This is a genomic window from Stenotrophomonas sp. Marseille-Q5258 (genome assembly GCF_946900935.1).
Classification (GTDB): Bacteria; Pseudomonadota; Gammaproteobacteria; order Xanthomonadales; family Xanthomonadaceae; genus Stenotrophomonas; species Stenotrophomonas nematodicola.
In genome coordinates this window covers 78947-99659 of the sequence record NZ_CAMPPN010000007.1, presented here as the reverse complement: position 1 = coordinate 99659, position 20713 = coordinate 78947, and the positions used below count along the sequence as shown (strand labels likewise).

At 69.9% G+C, this 20713-nt stretch carries 15 protein-coding genes; 4 read left to right on the top strand and 11 right to left on the bottom strand.

Going from position 1 to position 20713, the window contains the following annotated elements; translation table 11 throughout:
• Positions 1-80 precede the first annotated feature (80 nt).
• Entirely contained in the window at positions 81-509 is a 429-nt protein-coding gene (locus OC534_RS05545) for a hypothetical protein (RefSeq protein WP_262071524.1), read from the top strand.
• Positions 510-530: 21 nt separating this feature from the next.
• Here the strand turns inward: OC534_RS05545 and OC534_RS05540 are convergent, their stop codons facing one another.
• Genes OC534_RS05540 through OC534_RS05495 form a run of 10 tightly spaced genes read right to left on the bottom strand, consistent with a single transcriptional unit; the run spans position 531 to position 13386 of the window.
• Complete coding sequence (locus tag OC534_RS05540; protein WP_136005672.1) at positions 531-833, bottom strand: hypothetical protein; 303 nt, start codon at positions 831-833, stop codon at positions 531-533.
• A 56-nt stretch (positions 834-889) separates the two neighbouring features.
• Positions 890-2719 (bottom strand): hypothetical protein, encoded by a 1830-nt coding sequence (locus tag OC534_RS05535; RefSeq protein ID WP_262071523.1) that lies wholly within the window; start codon positions 2717-2719, stop codon positions 890-892.
• On the bottom strand, positions 2716-4884 hold the full coding sequence (locus OC534_RS05530) for a DUF4175 domain-containing protein (RefSeq protein WP_166472426.1): 2169 nt from the start codon (positions 4882-4884) through the stop codon (positions 2716-2718). The genes OC534_RS05535 and OC534_RS05530 overlap by 4 nt, the downstream gene beginning before the upstream one ends.
• Positions 4881-6014, bottom strand: coding sequence for a BatA domain-containing protein (locus tag OC534_RS05525; RefSeq protein WP_262071556.1), 1134 nt, complete (start codon positions 6012-6014; stop codon positions 4881-4883). The genes OC534_RS05530 and OC534_RS05525 overlap by 4 nt, the downstream gene beginning before the upstream one ends.
• A gap of 2 nt (positions 6015-6016) precedes the next feature.
• A complete protein-coding gene (locus OC534_RS05520) occupies positions 6017-6913 on the bottom strand; it encodes a DUF58 domain-containing protein (protein ID WP_153165464.1) in 897 nt (298 codons plus the stop codon).
• A gap of 8 nt (positions 6914-6921) precedes the next feature.
• Positions 6922-7905: a MoxR family ATPase gene (locus OC534_RS05515; RefSeq protein ID WP_017355468.1), complete on the bottom strand. Its 984-nt coding sequence runs from the start codon at positions 7903-7905 to the stop codon at positions 6922-6924.
• A gap of 59 nt (positions 7906-7964) precedes the next feature.
• Positions 7965-8666, bottom strand: coding sequence for a DUF4159 domain-containing protein (locus OC534_RS05510; protein WP_017355469.1), 702 nt, complete (start codon positions 8664-8666; stop codon positions 7965-7967).
• Positions 8667-8709: 43 nt separating this feature from the next.
• Positions 8710-10044, bottom strand: coding sequence for a TldD/PmbA family protein (locus OC534_RS05505; protein WP_017355470.1), 1335 nt, complete (start codon positions 10042-10044; stop codon positions 8710-8712).
• 21 nt (positions 10045-10065) lie between these two features.
• On the bottom strand, positions 10066-11700 hold the full coding sequence (locus OC534_RS05500; protein ID WP_262071522.1) for a TldD/PmbA family protein: 1635 nt from the start codon (positions 11698-11700) through the stop codon (positions 10066-10068).
• A 57-nt stretch (positions 11701-11757) separates the two neighbouring features.
• Positions 11758-13386: a TldD/PmbA family protein gene (locus OC534_RS05495; RefSeq protein ID WP_017355472.1), complete on the bottom strand. Its 1629-nt coding sequence runs from the start codon at positions 13384-13386 to the stop codon at positions 11758-11760.
• 142 nt (positions 13387-13528) lie between these two features.
• Between OC534_RS05495 and OC534_RS05490 the strand changes: the two genes are divergently transcribed.
• The gene (locus OC534_RS05490; protein WP_262071521.1) at positions 13529-14152 is read left to right on the top strand and encodes a class I SAM-dependent methyltransferase; all 624 of its coding nucleotides are present in this window, start codon (positions 13529-13531) and stop codon (positions 14150-14152) included.
• A 1073-nt stretch (positions 14153-15225) separates the two neighbouring features.
• Here OC534_RS05490 and OC534_RS05485 read toward each other — a convergent pair.
• A complete protein-coding gene (locus tag OC534_RS05485) occupies positions 15226-18918 on the bottom strand; it encodes an indolepyruvate ferredoxin oxidoreductase family protein (RefSeq protein ID WP_166472429.1) in 3693 nt (1230 codons plus the stop codon).
• 158 nt (positions 18919-19076) lie between these two features.
• Between OC534_RS05485 and OC534_RS05480 the strand changes: the two genes are divergently transcribed.
• Positions 19077-19715 carry a hypothetical protein gene (locus OC534_RS05480; RefSeq protein ID WP_017355476.1) on the top strand — a complete coding sequence of 213 codons (639 nt, stop codon included), beginning with the start codon at positions 19077-19079 and terminating at the stop codon, positions 19713-19715.
• A gap of 83 nt (positions 19716-19798) precedes the next feature.
• Positions 19799-20713: an AEC family transporter gene (locus OC534_RS05475; RefSeq protein ID WP_262071520.1), complete on the top strand. Its 915-nt coding sequence runs from the start codon at positions 19799-19801 to the stop codon at positions 20711-20713.

The window sequence follows — 20713 nt, the reverse complement described above, 5'->3', positions numbered from 1 at the left end:
GTATCATCTGCCGACGCACGCAACGGACCAGGATGGTGAGTGTGGCAAGGGGGAGACATCGCATCACCGCAGTCGCCGGCATGATGCTGGCCGGCCTGGCACAGGCCCAGCACCCTTCCGCTCCGCCGCCGGAGACGGGCACGCCGCCGCCCGCGGCGCGCGGGGACGTGACCACACTGGGCGAAGTGCGTGCGCTCAAACCCGATGAGGACGTGCCGCTGGACCTGTACGGGTACCGGAGTCCGGTCCAGATCGAGCCCAACACCTTCAACCGCGCCTGGCGCGAGGCGCCGTCGCTGGAGCAGGTGGGCATGAGCGGCGGCTACGTGATGATGGGAATCTATTACGTCATCGGCAAAACCGCGCAGGGGCTGCACACCCTGACCCGCGCCCCGGACCCGATCCAGGCGGCCACCGCACGGCCGTCGCCGGCGCTTGACGAGGCGCAGCAGCGCCGTGCGCTGCTGCTGTGCGCGCAGGACGGCTGCGGCGCGCCACCGGGCGGGTGACCGCCGCCGCAGGCCGGGTGCTCAGTAGCGCCTGGCGCCCCTGACGGCGTCGTCCATCGATTCCTGGATGCGCCGGATGTCGTTCTGCGCCGCTTCCACGTACTTTTCCACGCAGCGGAAATGTTCCTTGACGTCGCTCTGGTAGCGGCTCAGCTCGGACGGGCTGTTGCCCGTGGCCCTGCGCGGCGGCTGGCAGCGCGGTTCGGGGTAGCGGCTGGCGGTCATGTTGCTGGGGCCGATCACCGCTGCCCCGGCCGTGCCGGCGTTCAACACCGCTGCACCGGCTGCCAGCGTCATGGCCATCATCGTTGCAACTCGCGACATGCATGATCCTCCCTGTGGAGACGCAGTATAGGCATGTGCGACAGCGCGCACGTCGATCAGGCCGTCGCTGCCCGCGGGCGCCGTCGCTCCAGCCACCAGAGCAGGCCACTCACCAGCACGAACGCCAGCAGCCACGGCCAGCGCGGGCCTGGCACCGCGTGGGTGGTGGCTGTGGCGCGGTCGGCGCCGCCCACGCGCACGGCGTTGGCCTCGCGCAGTTGCTGGCGGTACAGCGCCTGCGCGCCAGCTGGGTCGAAAACGTACACGGCCTGCGTTGTATCGCCGTGGCGCAACTGGTGCCACCCCGGCTGCTGCGGCCAGTAGCCGGCGCAGGCATCGGTGCCGCTGGATGGATCGATGACCAGGGCGGTGTCGCTGCCGTCCGGCGCGCGGACCTGCGTGGGTCCCTGCAGATTGCACAGCGCGAGGCGCTCGCCGGCCCAGGGCGTGGCGCTGCCTGGACGGACCGTGGCGGTGGCCGGCAGCGCGCGTGCCAGCGTGGTCAGCATGCCGCTCCACAGCTCGGCATGCCGGTCATCGCGGCCGGCCAGCACCAGCCGATAGGTGTCGGTAACCGGCAGCAGCGCCAGCCGGCCCTGGCCGATGCCGCGCCAGCCACCGATGGCCGCGCCCTTCGCGTCGTGCAGCAGCGCGCTGGCATCGGCTGTGCGCAGGGTGAACTGTTCCAGTACAGGAGCAGCGGCACTGCGTGATGCGGCGTCGGCCTCGTCGGCATGGACGGTAGATTGACCTGACGGGCGTGGCGGCCCGCGCCGCGCCTGCAGCAGTGCCGGGTCGGGATCGGCCGGCAGGGTCAACGGCAGGGTCTGGCTGCTGCCGGTGACGGCCAGGCCCCAGTTGCGCAGGGTCTGGCGTGCGCCGTCGGGAAGCGGCCCAGAGGTGCGCACCAGCACCCCCAGTCCGTTGCGCAGTGCCTGCTGCACGGCGCCGCGCTGCGCGCCATCGAGGGCGGCCAGGCTGCGTTCGTCGAGGATCAGGACATCGGTGGCGGCCAGGCGCGCGGCGCTGAGCGCGACCGGGCCGTCGCCGAGCAGGACCCCGCCTCCCGCGCTGGCCTGCGTCTGGACCGCCAGGCCGGTGTCGGTGGCCCAACGGCGCAGGTACTTGAGTTCCGGCCCCGGCGCGCCGGCGACGATCACCACACGTGGCACCGGCTGGGCGATGGTCTGCAGCGGGACGACGATGCTGTCCACCGCGTGCTGATCGGCGTCGAGCAGGCGCAGACGGAACTCGCTGCGGCCGCTGGCGCGGGCGACGCCCTGCAGCTGCACGCGACCGTCGTCGCCGATGCGGGCGCGATCGACCACCCTGCCGGCCGGGTCCAGCAGCTCGGCGCTTGCCGTGGCCACGCCCTGCGCACGCGCGCGCAGGACAAACACCGCGCCAGGGGCGGCAGCGGAAGGCGGCTGCAGCGCCACCCATCCGACCGGCGGTGGGGAGGCACGCGCGCTCACCTGTGCCGGCAGCGGCGTATCGCGGTCACGTGCGGACAGGCCATCGCCGATCACGCGCAGCGACCGCGTACCCGGATGCTGTCGCAGCGCGGTGGCGAGATCGGGCGCGGGGCGGCTGTCGGCATGGGCCGGTGCCTCGGGCAGGGCGATCACGGTGTCGCCGGGGGAGCGCGTCCAGCGCACGGTGTCGGCGGCGGCGGTGAGCACGGTCAGCTGGCCGGCGGGTGCGCTGGTCTGCGGAGGCACCAGGCACCGGAACAGCAGCACGCCACTGGCTGCCTGCAGCACGAGCAGGCACAGCAGTCGCCCTGCGCTGCGACGTGGACCCTGCCGCTGGTGCCAGAGCAGGCGTGCGCTGCCGAGCAGCACGATGACGGCCAGTGCGACGGCAATCCAGCGGGCATCGCTCATCGGACGTTCTCCAGGGCATCCAGCCAGGTCTGGCCCATCCGATCCGGCGCGGTGCGTCGCGAGACCTGCGGCGGCGGCCGCAGCAGCGCCCGCCACAGTTGGGCGCGCAGCGTAGTCCGGCACTCGCTGCATTCCGGTGCCATGCGCAGCGCTTCGATGGCCGCCGCCAGGCTGAGCGGATCGGACAGCCGCGTCTCATTGGCGCGCAGCCAGCCGCTCACCGCATCCAGGTCCGGTGCGCCGTCGGTGTCGGCCAGCTGCTGCCAGACCGCGACGATGGCCGGATCGGGGGCGGGCACGGCCTGCAACGGCAGGGTGCGGTTGCCGAGGTCGGTGCGGTCGCCGCCGAGGCGGCGGCTCTCATCGATCGGCGGCAGTTCCGGCCCGACCCGCGCCAGGTAGATGCGCTCGGCCTGCTGCACCTGTTTGATGAAGGCCAGCGCCTTGTAGGCGTACGGCAGCGCCGCGTCGGGACGGCCCTGGCGCAGCTCGCCCTCGGAGGACCACATCTGGTCGAGTGCGGCCTTCAGCGTGGCGCGGGTCTGCGGATCGAGCAGCGTGGCGGCTTCGGCGTGGTCGTGGGTGTGGCCGTACTCGGACAGCACATCGGTGGCGCTGCCGAATACCGGCGGGCCGCCCGCCGTCGCGCCGCTGTGGTCGTGGTCGTCGTGGCCGGCCTGCGCGTGGCCGGCCGCGTCGGCCGTGTCGTGATCGTGCTCCTGGTCCTGCGTCGCAGGAGCGTCGCTGGTCGGCAGGGCATCGCTGGTCGGCGGCGGCTTCGCTGCGCCTTCGCTTTCCTCCCCCAGGAACTGGCCATAGCGCAGGCGCAGGATGCGCTGGTCCACGCCGATCGCATCGGCGCGCCGGACGAACTCCCCGGGCGGCAACTGCCCACGCAACCGGATCAGCGCTTCGGCATCGATGATGATCTGGCGCTGGCTGCGGAAATAGGCTGGCAGGGTCTTCTTGACCATGCCTTCCAGGTCGGCGGTCTGTATCTGCTCGGTGCTGGGCAGGCGCAGGATCACGCTGGTGCTCTGGCCGGTCTGGGCGATGGGCGCGCGGTTGTCGCGCACCTGCAGCTGCGCGATCACATCATTGCCCGGCGCCGCGCCGAGTGCGGCCAGATCGAGCGTGCGCGCGAAGCGGCGCTGGGTGGCGGGCCCGCTGCCGGTCAGGGGGATGCGCTGCTCGCGGAAAGTGATGTTCTCGCCACTGCCCTGGGCGAGGGTCACCTTGAGCTCGGCAGTGGCGGCGACGCCGTAGTCGTCGCTCGCCTCGAACTGCAGGGCCCACTGGCGTTGGCCGGGTGCGCCGAGCACCAGACTGCGGTCCGGGGCGATCACGCGCACGCCCGGCGCACGGTCGGGCACTACGTCGAGGCGGTACAGCCGGTTGTCGTGCAGTGCCGGCGTGGTGACCACGCGGTACAGCCGCGGCCGTGAAGCAGTGGATTGCGTGGTCCATGTGTCGCCGTGGCGCTGCAGCGGCAGGCGCTGGCCGTCGTGGAACTGGAGTGCCGCGCTTGTCGGCGGTGCGGAGAAGCGCAACGCCCACTGCAGCTGGCTGCCCTGGGCGACCTTCGCATCCAGCACGGCCTGCACGCGCACGGGCTGACCGGTGTAGGCCGGTGCGCGGATCTGCAGTCGGGTGGACTGCAGCTGCGGCGGCGGCGCCTGGGTACTGTTCGCAACCGGCCCAGGGCCCGGTGCAACGGCGGTGTCACGGCTGCGCGGCCACCCCAACGCCAGGGCGATCACCAGCAGCGCGCCGATCCAGGCCGGCCACAGCGCGCGCGCGGGCCAGCGCGGACGCAGGTCCGGCGGGGCGGACTGCAGCGCCGTGGCGACATGCTGGCGCTGGCGCTGCTGCAGGGGGTTGAGGGTGTCGGGCGCAGCGAACAGCAGGTCGGCACTGTCCTGTGCGACGGGATGCCGGTCGAGCTGCCGGACCAGCCAGCGACGGTCCAGCCGCCGCGCGCGCCAGGTGGCGATGCCTGTTGTTGCCAGCAGGGCCAGCAGCAGCACCACCGTGGCCGGGTTGAAGCCGGCCACGCGCAGGGCGAGCGCGGTGGCGGCCACGGCGAGCGGCAGGCCGATCAGCGCGCTGCTCCACCACCGGCGCCGGCGGGCACGCTGCCAGGCCTGCTGCACGCGCGCGCTCATGCGCCGGCCTCGCGGCGCGGCGCGGTGGCCAGGGCGCGTTCCAGCGCGAACAGCAGCACGATCAACGCCAGCAGCCACGGGACGGGATCGCGCGGGGTCGCACGCGGCGCGGGCGCGTCGGTCAGCGGTACCTGCGTCGCGGCCACGGCGAGCTGCGGCGCCGCCGGGGGCGCGAGCACGGAGAGCAGGCGACGTGGCAGATCGGCCTCGCGCAACGCGGGCAATGCGCTGGGCGACATCGCCCCCGTGAAGCGCAGCAGCCTGCCCCGCTCGACCGCGCGCTGCTGGAGCAGCGGTCTGCCCTCGGCATCGCGCAGGGCGGTCGACCAGCCTTCCCCGTGTGCGGCGCCCGGCGTGGCGAGCAGTACCGTGCCGCCCTGCCGCACCCACGCCTGCCAGCGCTCCGGCAGCGTGGCGGGCGACAGCCATACCCCGATCTGACCCACGTCGGGCGCGCTGTCCGCGGCGCGCGGTGCCGCGAGCGCCTGCCCGTTCCACGCGCGTTGCAGGGCCTCCAGCACCGGTACGCTGCCCGCGTCGGCCGGGTGGCCGCCGGGCTGCAGCGTGGGCAGGCGTGGCCGTGCGTCGTCTGCGCGGGGGGGCGGTGCCGGCACTGGCTGCCAACGTACGCTGCGCGACAGACGCGGGCGTTGCGCATCCAGGCCGGGCAGCGGATCGGGCACGTAGACGGTGAGCGGCGTGCCGGCCGGCAGCAGCTGGTCCAGTTCACGCAGCAGGCTGGCCAGCGGTTGAGGCGCGGCCGGGGCGGCGGCGTGCAGCGGTGGGAAGCCCGGCGCCAGCCAGCGCCAGTCGCCGGCCGTGTCCGTGCCGCGCAGCGCGGCACCCTCCAGGCCGGGCGCGACCGCGGTGACCGCGTGGGTGTCGGCGGCGGCACCGTGCAGCAGCGGACGGGCCAGCAGCAGTGCAAGGACAGCCAGCAGCAGCAGGCGCACCAGCAGCAGCGGCCATTCATCGAACCGGATGCGCTGGCGCGGGCGCGCTTTGGCACGCAGCCAGCGCAGGGCGGCGAACGACAGCGGGGCGTACTGATGGCGCCGCGCCAGGTGGATCAGCAGCGGCACCAGCAGCGCGGCCAGCGCCAGCAACCCGAGCGGGAACAGCAGAGTCAGGCTCATGCAGCACTGCCCGGTGCGAACAGTGTGCGCAGGGGTACATCCAGCGGCTGGTCCAGGTACCCCGTTGCCGTGACGATGCCCGCCGCCTGAAGGCGCGCGTGCAGCGCGCGCTGCGCCGCCGCGAACCGGGCCAGATAGCCCTCGCGGATCGCACGGCCGTCGCCGAGCAGTTCCTCGCCGGTTTCCGGGTCGTGGAAACGATGGCCGTCGGTGAACGGGAAATCACGCTCTTCGGCGCTGAGCAGCTGGAGATGCAGTACTTCGCGCCGCGCCGCCGCCAGCCGCTCCAGCAGCGCGACGCCGGCGTCATCGAACCCGTCGCCCAGGGCGATCAGCATGTCCCCGGCCTGCACGCGTTCCCACACCGGGCGCAGCACCGTGGCGGCCGGCCAGCCACCGTGTGCATGCAGCTGGCGCAGCAGCAGGTGCACGCGGTCGCGCTGGCGCGGTCCGCTGCCGGCCGGCACCAGCCGCACACCGTCGCCACCCACGGCAATCAGGCCGAACCGGTCGCCCTGCTGCAGCGCCAGCTCCACCAGACAGGCCGCAGTGGCGCAGGCGTGGTCCAGCCGCGACCAGTCCGGACGCGCGCGGTCGGCCTGTGTGGCCGACGCGCTGGCATCCACCAGTACCCACACCGTGACCGGGCTCTCGCGCTCGGATTCGCGCACGAAAAAACGGTCCGAGCGGGCGTACAGCTTCCAGTCGATCTGGCGCAGCGCGTCGCCCGGCTCGTAGGCGCGATACTGGGCGAACTCCAGACCGGCCCCGCGACTGCGGCTGGCGTGCTGGCCGATCGCGTGCGTACCGCGCGCACGGCGAGGCAGCAGGCGCAGCGTCTTCAGACGGCTGCGCACATCGGCGGGCAGGAGGATCGGCGCGTGCGGCGTCACGGCAGCGCTCAGGCCGGGAACGGCACGGCCTGCAGCAGCGCGTGGATCACATCGTCGGCGCTTTTCTGTTCGGCCTCGGCGGCAAAGGAGAGCAGCAGGCGATGACGCATCACCGGCCCCACCAGCGCCTGCACATCCTCACGGGTGGCGGCAAAGCGACCCTGCAGCAGCGCCCGGGCCTTGGCGGCGAGCACCAGCGACTGCCCGGCGCGCGGGCCGGCCCCCCACTTGATCCAGTGGTTGACCGCGTCCGGCGCACCGCTACCGGGCCGGCTGGCCCGCACCACGCGGGTGATCCAGGTCAGCACATCGTCGCTGACATGCACCTGGCGGACGGCAGCCTGCAGCGCCAGCACATCCTCGGCATGCATCACCTGCGGCACCGTGCCGGCCGCACTGCCGGTGGTCTGCAGCAGGATGTCGCGTTCTTCCTGCTCGGTGGGGTAGTCCACCCGGACATGCAGCAGGAAGCGGTCCAGCTGCGCTTCGGGCAGCGGGTACGTGCCCGCCTGCTCGATCGGGTTCTGCGTGGCCAGCACGAAGAACGGCGCCGGCAGCATGTAGGTGGTGCCGGCGTAGCTGACCGTGCGTTCCTGCATCGCTTCCAGCAGCGCGGCCTGGGTCTTGGGCGGGGTGCGGTTGAGCTCGTCGGCGAGCAGCAGGTGGGTGAAGATCGGTCCCTTCTGGAAACGGAAGTGACGGTGGCCGGTGCCGTGGTCTTCTTCCAGCAGCTCCGTGCCCAGGATGTCGCTGGGCATCAGGTCGGGGGTGAACTGCACGCGGCGGAACTGCAGTTCCAGCGCCTGCCCGAGCGAGCGCACCAGCAGTGTCTTGCCCAGTCCCGGCGCGCCTTCGAGCAGGCAGTGGCCGCCGGCCAGCAGGCCGATCAGCAACTGCTCCACCACCGCATGCTGGCCCACCACCGCCTGGCCAAGCGCCTCGCGCAGCTGGTGCAGTTTCGGCAGGAGGGTGTCGATGTCGGCGGTGGTCATGGCGGAACCTGTAGGAAGGAGGCGTGGCGCAGAGGCTGGGTGGGCCGTTGGCGGGAGGATCAACTGTTGAGGGCGTACATGACGATGTTGACCGCGAAACGGGTGTTGTCTTCGGCGAGGAAGCGCTTGTTGCGCCAGTCGTAATCCCACTCGCAGCCATAGTCCTTGTTGCTGTAGAGCACGCCCAGCCGGCCGTCGATCTCGATGCCCTTGAGGTAGTCGTGGACCAGGTCGTCGCCCCAGCCGTTGAGCTCGAAACCGGTCGCCGGCGGCCCGTCCGGAAAACGGAAGAAGCTGCGGTACAGCGCATGCGTGTTGGGCAGCTTCTTCAGCGCGCGGGGGCCGAACAATGCAGCCATCTGCGCTTCGAACGAGGTGGCGAACAGGCCGTCGATATCGTGGTTGCAGTCATCCACGAACACGAAGCCGCCGTTGCGCACGTAGCGCACGAAGTTCTGTCGCTCGGCCGCGTTGAACTCGACCAGCTTGTGCCCGGCCAGGTAGCAGAACGGGGCCTGCAGCATGCGGGGGTCGGCGAGCGCGATCACGTGCTCCTGCGGGTCCACGCGCAGCGAGGTGTAGTCGATCAGCGAGGTGATCACGTTGGACGGCATGCGCGCATCCACGTCCCAGTCGCCGGAGTCGTACTTGAGCCGGGTGAACCAGAAATCGTAGCGGCCGGCCTGCGCGCCGGCCCACGACGGCAGCGCCGCAAGCGCGGCGCCGCCCAGCAGTGCCCGAAGAAACTGCGCGCGGTTCATCGCCGCGCGCCGCTCCGCCACCCTCGGGGACGACAGGGCTGCATCAGACCGCGTCGGACAGCGAGGTGAAGGTGAAATCGCGCAGCTTCATCGGCGGGATCATCATCACCAGGCTGGACTCGTCGCCGGCCACGCGCACCGGCTTGCCGAGCTCTTCGATGTTGTTGAGCATGATCACCGGCGATTCGTTGAAGCGGAAGTTCTTGACCGGGTACTTGATCTGTCCGTTCTCGATGTAGAACGTGCCATCGCGGGTGAGGCCGGTCAGCAGCACAGTCTGCGGATCGACCATGCGGATGTACCAGGTCCGGGTCACCAGAATGCCCTTCTGGGTGCCGCGCACCAGCTCGGCGGTGCTCTTGTCGCCACCGGCCATCAGCAGGTTGCCCGCCCGCGCGTTGGCGGTCTTGCCCTGCTTCTGCGCCCAGTACCGCGAGTAGTTCAGGTTGGCGATGCGGCCGTTCTCGACGATGGCCAGCTTCTGGCGCGGCTGGCCTTCGCCATCCCACGGCAGCACCGGAGCCTCGGGATTCCACGGGTCGGCGCTGAAGTTCACGCGCGGATCGTAGACCTGCTCGCCCAGCTTGTTGCCGCCGCCCTTCCTGGACAGGAAGCTGCGGCCTTCATCAGCCGCGCGCGCGTCGAAGAAGTTCATCATGAAGCTGATCAGGCCCGCGGCGGCGGCCGGCTCCAGGATCACGGTGTACTTGCCCGGCTCCAGCGCCTTGGCTTCTGCCGATTCGGTGGCCTTGCGCATGGCGATGCGGATGTCCTGGTCGGCCTTGAAGTCGGCGGCGTCCTTCAGGTTGCGGCCGACCCAGCCCGAGCCGCGGCCGTCTTCGGTGCGCACGGTGCAGGTGTAGTCGAAATTGGTGCTGCGCTGGTAACCGAAGTTGCCGTTGCTGTTGGCAGTGGCGTAGAAGCTCTGCCCGTCTTCCAGGAAGCCGGCGGCGATCAGCCCGTTGCCGCGGCACGGTGCGATCGAATCGGCGGCAACCTTGGCGCGGAACGCCGGGTCGATGGCGGCGGTGGAGGCGCTGAACGTGGGGCTGGCGGTGTAGGTCTGCCTGCCGATGGCGGGCATGAACTCGGGATTCTCCGGTGCCAGACGCGCCAGGTCTTCGGCACGACGGACCACGCGTTCCAGCGCGGCATCGTCGAACTCGTTGATCGAGGCGGTGCCCACGCGCTTGCCGAAGGCCACGGTGACGGCCAGTTCGGTGTTGTCGACGATGCCGCTGGTGGACACGTTGTTGAGCGCGAAACGGATGTTGCCGTCGATCGAGCCGGCCAGGACGGCCGTGCATTCGTCGGCCTTGGACAGCGCGATGACCTTGTCGAGGATGGCCTTGGCCTGGGCTTCGGTGAAGATACTCATTGCGATTGGGCTCCTGACCGGTCAGCCGAGGCTGCGTGCGGTGTTGATGACGTTGATGCCGTTGAAGCGCGCGGTGGACGAGCCGTGCGAGACCGCCGAGACCTGGCCCGGCTGGCCCTTGCCGTCGAAGAACGAGCCGCCGAGGCGGTAGTCACGCTCATCGGCCACGGCGCTGCAGGCGTTCCAGAACTCCGGTGTGCGGATCTGGTAAGCCACGTCCTCGAGCATGCGGGTGATCCTGCCGTTCTTGATCTCATAGAACAGCTGGCCGCCGAACTGCGCGTTGTAGCGCTGCTGGTCGATCGAGAACGAACCGTCGCCGATGATGTAGATGCCATTCTCGACGTCCTTGATCATGTCGCTCACGCTCAGCGGCGTCTTGCCGGGGGCCATCGAGACATTGGCCATGCGCTGGAACTGCACGCTGGACCAGGAATCGGCATAGCAGCAACCGTCGGACTCGGTCTTGCCGAGAATATGGGCCTGGTCGCGGATGGTCTGGTAGTCCACCAGCCTGCCGTTGCTGATCAGGTCCCAGCGCTTGGTCTTGACGCCTTCATCGTCGTAGGCGACCGCGCCGAGGCTGCCCGGCTGGGTCTTGTCGGCGAAGATGTTCACCTTGTCGCTGCCGTACTGGAACTGCTGCTCGCGCTTGTCCAGGGTGGCGAAGCTGGTGCCGGCATAGTTGGCCTCGTAGCCCAGCACGCGGTCCAGCTCGAGCGGATGGCCGATCGATTCGTGGATGGTGAGCCAGGTGTGCGAGGGGTCCAGGATCAGGTCGTACTTGCCCGGCTTCACCGACGGCGCCTTGAGCTTCTCCTGGGCCTGCTTGGCCGCGGCGATGGCGTCCTCCCGCATGTCGTAGGACGTGCTGTAGTTGACCACTCCGTTGGGGGTCGGCACCTTGCCCGCCGCCGCGCCATCGAGATACTCGTAGCCCATGCCCATCGGCGAGGACAGGCCTTCGCGGGTGCGGAACTTGCCGCTTGCCTTGTCGATGGCGGTGATCGTCATCGGCGCCCAGATGCGGTGCACGTCCTGGTCGATGTAGGAACCGTCGGTGGAGGCGAAGTACTTCTGCTCGTTGACCAGGAACAGCATCGAGTTGACGAAGCTGGCGCCGGCGCCCATCGCGGCGGCATTGACGTCCAGCAGCAGCTCCACCTTCTCCTTGATCGGCACGTCCATCGCGTTCTTGCGGATCGGCGTGCGCCAGGAGACCTCGCCCACCCCCGCCGCGGCGGCCAACTGCACCGGCGCGGTCTGCACTGCCGCGTTGGCCTTGGCGATGGCGGCGGCCTGCTGTGCGGCGCGCGCCACGTCGCCCGGCCCGAGCTGGTTGGTGGCGGCAAAGCCCCATGCCCCGTTGACGATCACGCGGATGCCCACACCGGTGGACTCGGTGTTGACCACGTTCTGCACCTTGTCCTCGCGGGTGATCACGAACTGGCGCAGGTAGCGGCCGATGCGCACATCGCAGTAGGTGGCGCCGGCCTGGCGCGCGGCAGCCAGCGCCGCATCGGCCAGGCGCTTCTTCAGCGCAGGGTCCAGCGTGCTGTGCAGGTGTTCGGCGGCAATGACCTTGCCGAAGAAGGACGGCACGATCAGGCCGCCTGCGGTAAGCCCGGTCAGGGCGAGGAAGTCACGTCTTTGCAAGGCGGCGCTCCACGTCAGGGTGGTGTGGCAGGGAAACGAACGGCGGGCGCGGCGGGCTCATCCCAGGCTGCGCGCGGTATTGATGATGTTCACCCCGTTGAAGCGGGTGGTCGACGAGCCGTGCGAGACCGCCGAGACCTGGCCCGGCTGGCCCTTGCCGTCGAAGAACGAGCCACCGAAGCGGAAGTCGCGTTCATCGCAGATCGCGCTGCACGCGTTCCAGAACTCCGGCGTACGGATCTGGTAGGCCGCATCCTCGACCATGCCGGCGATCTGGCCGTTCCGGATCTGGTAGTAGAGCTGGCCGCCGAACTGCGCGTTGTAGCGCTGCTGGTCGATCGAATACGAGCCGCGGCCGTGGATGTAGATGCCGTTCTCCACGTCCTTGATCATGTCGGCCACGCTGAGCGGCGTCCTGCCCGGCGCCAGCGACACGTTGGCCATGCGCTGGAACTGCACGCTGGACCAGGAATCGGCGTAGCTGCAGCCGTGCGAGGCGGTTTCGCCCAGCAGGTGCACTTCATCGCGCGTGGCCTGGTAGTTGACCAGGATGCCGTCCTTGACCAGGTCCCAGCGCCGGGTCTTGACCCCTTCATCGTCGTAGCCCACCGCGCCCAGGCTGCCCGGCGCGGTTTTGTCGGCATGGAAGTTGACAATGTCGCTGCCCCAGCGGAAGCCCGCCTCGCGCTTGTCCAGCGTGGCGAAGCTGGTGCCGGCGTAGTTGGCTTCGTAGCCGAGCACGCGGTCCAGTTCCAGCGGGTGGCCGACATTCTCGTGGATGGTCAGGAACAGGTTGGACGGGTCCAGCACCAGGTCGTACTTGCCTGGCTTGACCGACGGTGCCTTGAGCTTCTCGCGCGCCTGACGGGCGGCGGCCACTGCATCCTCGATCGGATCGTAGGAATCGCGGTAGGCGGTGACGCCGCCTGGCAGCGCGATCTTGCCGCTGGCGTCGCCATCGAGAAACTCGTAGCCCATGCCCATCGGCGAGGACAGCCCCGCGCGGGTGCGGAATTTGCCGGTGGCCTTGTCGATGGCGGTGGCGGTGAACGGCAGCCAGATCCGGTGCACGTCCTGGTCGATGAACGAGCCGTCGCTGGAGGCGAAGTACTTCTGCTCGTTGACCAGGAACAATGTGGAATTGATGAAATCGGCGCCGGCGTCGAGGGCGGCGGCATTGACCGCCAGCAGCATCTCGACCTTGTCCTGGATCGGTACCGCCATTGCGTTCCTGCGGATCGGCGTCTTCCAGCTGACCTCGCCAACACCGGTTACCGGCGCCAGCTGTACCGGACGGGTCTGGATGCCGGCGTTGGCGCGCGCGATGGCGGCGGCCTGCCCGACCGTGGCCAGCACCGCCGCCGGCGTGCGCTGGTGGGTGGCCGCAAAGCCCCAGGCGCCGTTGACGATCACCCGGATGCCGATGCCGGCCGATTCGCTGTTGGTGACGTTCTGGACGGTGCGCTCGCGGGTGATCACCGCCTGGTTGAGGTAGCGCCCGATACGTACGTCGCAGTAGGTGGCGCCGGCGCGTTTGGCCGCGCCCAGCGCCGCCTCGGCCAGCACCCTGTTGCGGACCGGGTCGCCGGGCTCGAGCAGTTGCTCGGCGGCAATCAGCCGACCGTGCGGCAGTACCAGGCCAGCCAGGCCCATTCCAGACAGCGCAAGAAACTCACGGCGTTGCACAGCGATCCATCCCCCGACGGTGCGATCGGCATCAGACCGGTCGCAGTGGACAAGTTCTTGACTTTCGATGGCGGCGGGCAGTGGCACAAGTGACTGCGGTCATGGTTGGATGGCGGTCATCCGAATTCATCTTGAGCCTGCCATGAGCCAACAGCGCTGGTCCGACGCCTGCGAGCGCAACCGCGAACCGATCCTGACAGTCCTGCGCCGGTACCTGCAGGACCGCCACCGCGTCCTGGAGATCGGCAGCGGTACCGGCCAGCATGCGGCGCACTTCGCCGCGCAGCTGCCGCACCTGCACTGGCAGGCCAGCGACCACCCGGACCATCTGCCCGGCATTGCCGAGCGCCTGGCCGAGGCCGCCCTGCCCAATGCCCCGCCCCCGCGGCCGTTGCAGGCCGTGCTGTCGCCCGTGCCTGGCCTGGCACCGCTGCCGGAAGCACCGTTGGGCTTCGATGCGGTGTTCAGCGCCAACACCCTGCATATCATGAGCTGGGCGCACGTGGAGGCGTTGTTCGCCGGACTGCCGGCGGTGATGGCCGACGACGCGCTGCTGTGCATCTACGGGCCGTTCAACCAGGGCGGCCAGTACAGCAGCGACAGCAACCGGATATTCGATGCCTGGCTGAAGCAGCGCGACCCCGCGGCGGGCATCCGCGATGCCGAAGCGGTGGACGCACTGGCCGCCGCCCAGGGCCTGCGGCTGATCGACGACGTGGCCATGCCGGCTAACAACCGCCTGCGGGTATGGCACCGCTTTGCGTAACCGCGCGCGCAGCGCGCCGGCATCGAACCCCGTGCACGGCCCCGTAGAGCCGGGCTCTGCCCGGCTGCCTTCCGTTCCGGCATCGAACCCCGCGCGCTGCGCGCGAAGCCGACTAGAAGTCGGCTCTACGTCGGCGGCCACCCACCGCGCACGACGCCCGTAGAGCCGGGCTCTGCCCGGCTGCCTTCCGTTCCGGCATCGAAACCCCCCGCGCTGCGCGCGATAGCCGACTAGAAGTCGGCTCTACGCCGGCGGCCACCCACCGCGCACGGCCTCGTAGAGCCGGGCTCTGCCCGGCTGCCTTCCGTTCCGGCATCGAAAACCTCCGCGCTGCGCGCGATAGCCGACTAGAAGTCGGCTCTACGTCGGCGGCCACCCACCGCGCGCTGCGCCCGTAGAGCCGGGCTCTGCCCGGCTGCCTTCCGTTCCGGCATCGAAAACCCCCGCGCTGCGCGCGAAGCCGACTAGAAGTCGGCTCTACGCCGGCGGCCACCCACCGCGCACGGCCCCCGTAGAGCCGGGCTCTGCCCGGCTGCCTTCCGTTCCGGCATCGAAAACCCCCGCGCTGCGCGCGATAGCCGACTAGAAGTCGGCTCTACGTCGGCGGCCACCCACCGCGCACGGCCCCCGTAGAGCCGGGCTCTGCCCGGCTGCCTTCCGTTCCGGCATGGAACCCCGCGCGCTGCGCGCGAAGCCGACTAGAAGTCGGCTCTACGTCGGCGGCCACCCACCGCGCACGGCCCCGTAGAGCCGGGCTCTGCCCGGCTGCCTTCCGTTCCGGCATTGAAAACCTCCGCGCTGCGCGCGATAGCCGACTAGAAGTCGGCTCTACGTCGGCGGCCACCCACCGCGCACGGCCCCCGTAGAGCCGGGCTCTGCCCGGCTGCCTTCCGTTCCGGCATCGAAAACCCGCGCGCTGCGCGCGAAGCCGACTAGAAGTCGGCTCTACGTCGGCGGCCACCCACCGCGCGCTGCGCCCGTAGAGCCGGGCTCTGCCCGGCTGCCTTCCGTTCCGGCATCGAAACCCCCCGCGCTGCGCGCGATAGCCGACCAACGGTCGGCTCCATCTGCCGTCAGGCCACCTGCACGATGTGCAGTGCCCGCGGGTTGCGCCACTGCGCCAGCAACGTGGCTTCGCGGGCCTTGGCCGCGTGCAGGTGCGCTTCCTTGATGTGCCCGTAGCCGCGGATGTGCTCGGGGATGCTGGCGATCTCCACCGCCAGCGCCACACGGTCGTCGCTCAGGCCATCCAGCAGCAGCGCCACGGTCTGCTCGTAGTCGGCGATCAGCTGACGCTCGCCACGGCGTTCCGCGGTACGGCCGAAGACATCGAAGGTGCCCCCGCGCAGGAACTTCAGCTTGGCCAGCAGCCCGAACGCCTTGAGCATCCACGGCCCGTATTCCTGCTTGATCAGCCGGCCCTGGTCGTCCTTCTTTGCAAACAGCGGCGGCGCCAGATGGAAGCGCACTTCAAACTCGCCCTCGAACTGCTGTTGCAACCGGCGCTGGAACTCGCCGCTGGTGTACAGGCGCGCCACTTCGTACTCGTCCTTGTAGGCCATCAGCTTGAAGTAGTAGCGCGCCACGGTCTCGGTCAGGGCGGTGCTGCCGGCCTTGTCCCACTCCACCGCGCGCACCTTCTCCACCAGCGCGCGGTAGCGTGCGGCGTAGGCGCTGTCCTGGTAGTCGGTCAGGAACCGCACGCGACGCTCGATCAGCTCATCCAGCGAGCGCGACAGGCGCTCGTCGTCCAGGGGCAGGAACGCCACATCGGCGCTGCCGCCGTGGCCGGGCAGGCCGCGCAGCTCGCGCTCGTCGCCGGTGTTGCGCGGCGCGGCGTTGGCGCCCCACTCGTTGCCTTCCCATTCGCCCGGCGGCAGGTCGTGCAGCGGTCCCGGTGTGCGCTCGGCATCGGTGTGGCCGTTGCGCACCAGCCCGGCGGCCTGTTGCACCGCCTGCGGGTCCACCGCCGCCAGACGGCCCCAGGCGAAGGCCTGGGTGTTCATCTCGATGGCGGCGCCGTTGAGTTCCACCGCGCGCATCAGCGCCTCGAACGAGATCGGCACCAGCCCCTGCTGCCAGGCAAAGCCAAGGATGAACAGGTTGGCGGCGATAGCATCGCCGAGCAGCGCCGTGGCCAGCTGGGTGGCATCGAGCAGCAGCGGCTCGCGCCCTCCGAGCGCCACGCGGATGCCGGCGATGATGTCGGCGGCGGGGAACTGCATGTCCGGCCGCGTGGTGAAGGTGCCCGGCATCGCTTCATAGGTGTTGAGGACCACCTGCGAGCGTTCGGCACGCACCTTGGACAGCGCCCAGTAGTCGTTGACCACCACCATGTCGCAGCCCACCACCAGGTCGGCTTCACCGGCGGCGATGCGCACGGCATGGATGTCCTCGGGGGTGCGGGCAATACGAATGTGGGTGGTGACCGCGCCGCCCTTCTGGGCCAGGCCGGTCTGGTCGAGCACACTGGCGCCCTTGCCTTCCAGGTGGCCGGCCATGCCCAGCAGCGCGCCGATGGTGACCACGCCGGTGCCACCGACGCCGGTGATCAGGATGTTCCAGGGCTGTTCCAGCGTGGTACGGAAGGTCGGTGCGGGCAGGTTGGCGAGCAGGTCGCTGCGCTGGCTGCGCGCGCCCTTGCGCGGCCTGCCACCGTGCACGGTGACAAAGCTCGGACAGAAACCGGTGGTGCAGCTGTAGTCCTTGTTGCAGTTGGACTGGTCGATGTCGCGCTTGCGCCCGAACTCGGTTTCCTTGGGCAGCACCGACACGCAGAAGCTCTTCTTGCCGCAGTCGCCGCAGCCTTCGCACACCAGCGAATTGACCACCACGCGCTTGGGCGGGTCGACCAGCTTGCCACGCTTGCGGCGGCGGCGCTTCTCGGTGGCGCAGGTCTGTTCGTAGATCAGGATGCTGGTGCCCTTCACCTGCCGCAGCTGCTTCTGCACCGCGTCCAGCTCGGCGCGGTCGTGGAACTCCACGCCCTCGGGGAACAGCTCGCGCTTGTTCCATTTGCCGATCTCGTCGCTGACCAGCACGATCGTCTGCACGCCTTCGGCCCGCATCTGATGGGCGATCTGCGGCACGCTCAGGGTGCCGTCCACCGGCTGGCCGCCGGTCATCGCCACCGCATCGTTGTAGAGGATCTTGTAGGTGATGTTGACGCCGGCGGCGATGGCCTGGCGGATCGCCAGCGAGCCGCTGTGGAAGTAGGTGCCGTCACCGAGGTTCTGGAACACATGCTCGGTGTCGGTGAACGCCGCCTGCCCGGCCCACGTCACGCCTTCGCCGCCCATGTGGGTGAAGGTGTCGGTGCTGCGGTCCATCCACGTCACCATGTAATGGCACCCGATCCCGCCCAGCGCACGCGACCCTTCCGGTACACGGGTGGAGGTGTTGTGCGGGCAGCCGGAGCAGTAGTGCGGCACGCGCGGGAAGCTGGCACGCGGCAGCGCGAGCTCGGCTTCCTTGTCATCCATCCAGCGCAGGCGCTGTTCGATGGATTCATTGGTGAAGAAACGCTGGATGCGGCGGCCGATCACTCCGGCGATGGTGGCTGGCGTGAGCTCGTTGGTGGACGGCAGGATCCACGCGCCCTGCTCGTCGTACTTGCCGACGATGGACGGGCGCGGGCCCGCGCTGGCCGGCCAGTTGTAGAACTGTTCCTTCATCTGCCGCTCGATGAAGGCACGCTTTTCCTCCACCACCACGATGTCTTCCAGCCCTTCGGCGAAGCGTGCGATGCCCACCGGTTCCAGCGGCCAGGTCATGCCCACCTTGTACACGCGGATGCCGATGTCGGCGCAGGCCTGTTCGTCCAGTCCCAGGTATTCCAGCGCCTGCAGCACGTCCAGGTAGCTCTTGCCGGTGGTGACGATGCCCAGCCGCGCGCGCGGCGAGTCCATCACGATGCGGTCGATGCCGTTGGCGCGTGCGAATGCCTGGGCCGCCTTCACCGCGTACCGGTGCAGGCGCATTTCCTGGTCCAGCGGCGGGTCGGGCCAGCGGATGTTGAGGCCGCCGGCGGGCATGTCGAAGTCCTCCGGCAGCACGATGCGGCGCGCGAACGGATCAACCTGCACCGAGGCCGAGGATTCCACCGTTTCGGCGATGGTCTTGAAGCCGATCCAGCGCCCGGTGTAACGGCTCATCGCCCAGCCGAGCAGGCCCATGTCGAGGATGTCCTGCACGCCGGCCGGGTTCAGCACCGGCATCATCGCGCTGACGAACTCGTCCTCGCTGCCGTGCGGCAGGGTCGAGCTGCGGCAGGCATGGTCATCGGCGGCCAGCGCCAGCACGCCACCCAACGGCGAGGTGCCGGCGGCATTGGCGTGCTTGAACACGTCGCCGCAGCGGTCCACGCCGGGGCCCTTGCCGTACCACATGCCGTACACGCCCTGGACGTTGGCGCCGGGGAACAGGTTGGTCTGCTGGGTACCCCAGACCATCGTCGCGCCCAGGTCCTCGTTGAGGCCGGGGGTGAACTTCACCCGCGCCGCCTCCAGGTGCTGCCGTGCGCGCCACAGTTCCAGGTCGAAGCCGCCCAGCGGGCTGCCGCGGTAGCCGCTGATGAAGCCGGCGGTATCCAGCCCGGCCGCCTCGTCGCGCAGCCGCTGCATCAACGGCAGGCGCACCAGCGCCTGCACCCCGCTCAGGTAGATGCGGCCATCGGTACGGGTGTACTTGTGGTCCAGCGTGTAGCCAGTGTCCAGGCCGGGCTGGTTGGCGGAGGACGGCGAGGTGAGTTCGGCGGTACTGGTCATGGCTGGCCCGGGGAAGTCGGCTGGCACGGCCGCGCACGCGCGGCCGGAAAGGCGCGGATTGTAACAGTGGGCCTGTCCAGGCCCGGGACTCGCGCCGGAGCGCTCGCTGAGGTTAGGATCGGGATGGGAGGTTGTTGTGACAACCTGGGGGAGTTTGAATGGCAGTTGCAAGACAGATGCTGGCCGGGCTGTGCCTGGCCGTGGGGGCTTCGGTATTCAACGCAGCGGCGCAGCCGTTGCCGGCACTGCAGGAGTTCTACTTCGACAGCGACAGCGCGGCCGCACCGATGGTGGTGGTGGAAGGGCAGGGCAGCACCCTGGTCGACCAGCTGATGCGGCAGCGCGAACGCGGGCGCAAAGCCCTGGAGGCGACGGTGCAGCTGGCCGGCGTGGCAATGGGCCAGGGCCGCACCGATCTCGGTCGCACCCTGTACCAGGAGGCGCTGGGCAACGCGGCCGCCAGTTCGGTGCCGGGGCGTTCGGTCCGCTGGAACTACGGTTGGGATCTGTTCCGGCTCGGCGAGGTCGAACCGGCGCTGGCACAGTGGTCGGCAGCCCATGCCGGGCTGCGCGGCAACCCGTCGTGGGCGCCGCCGACCTATGCGCTGGCGCTGTGGACACTGGGTCGCAAGGACGAGGCGGTGCAGTGGTACGCCGCCGCAGTGCGCACCGAGCCGCAGCTGTGGAGCAGCAACGCGCGCTTTGCCGAGCTGCTGCCTGACTGGCGCGACAGCGAGCGTGCGGTGCTGGTGGAGATCCAGCAGGCGTGGGCGGCCAAACCGCCGGCCTGGCCGTAAGCCGAGGCCGGTGCGCCGTGGCGCACCGGTCCTACGACCATTGTCGGGGCTGAATACGCGGGTACATCGGCTAGGCTGCGCCGATGGCTTTCGATGCATTCGCCCTGATCCTGACCATGCTCGGCCTGGGCATGGCGTTCTCGCGCCTGCGCGCGTTGCCGGACAACACGGCCGATGTGCTCAACCGCATCGTGCTGTACGTGTGCCTGCCCGCTGCGGTGCTGATCTACGTGCCGCGCCTGCGGCTCGACGCCAGCCTGGTGGGGCTGATGGCCACGCCGTGGCTGCTGATGCTGGCCACCTGGGCGCTGGTGTCGTTGGCCACACGGGTGTTCGGCTTTGCCCGCGACGTGCACGCGGTGCTGCTGATCTGCGTGGCGCTGGCCAACTCCAGTTTCATCGGCTATCCGATGGTGCGTGCCCTGCTGGGCGACGCCGCGCTGCCGTATGCGGTGGTCTATGACCAGTTCGGCACGTTCGTGCTGCTCTCCACTTTCGGCCTGTACGTGATCGCGCGCTACAGCGGCGACCGGCCGCCCACGGCAGCGCAGGTGCTGCTGCGGATCGTCCGCTTCCCGCCGTTGTGGGCCCTGGTGTTCGCCCTGGTGCTGATGCCGGCGCAGCCGCCGGCGTGGATCGGCACCGGCCTCAAGCAACTGGCCGATGCGATGCTGCCGCTGGTGATGCTGGCGGTGGGGTTCTCGATCCAGCTGCGGCTGTCGCAGGCCGAACTCGCGCCGCTGGGGATCGGCCTGCTGCTCAAGCTGGTGGTCATGCCTGCGCTGGCGTTGCCGATCGCCTGGGCGTTCGGCCTGCAGGGCGCGACGCTGCAGGTCAGCGTGCTCGAATCGGCGATGCCGACCATGATCACCGCCGCCGCACTGGCGATCGCGCATCGGCTGGCGCCCCGCCTGGCGGCGGCGATGGTGGGTTATGGCATCGTGCTGTCGCTGGCGACCCTGCCGGCGTGGCTAGGGGTGCTGCGGGCGCTGCACTAG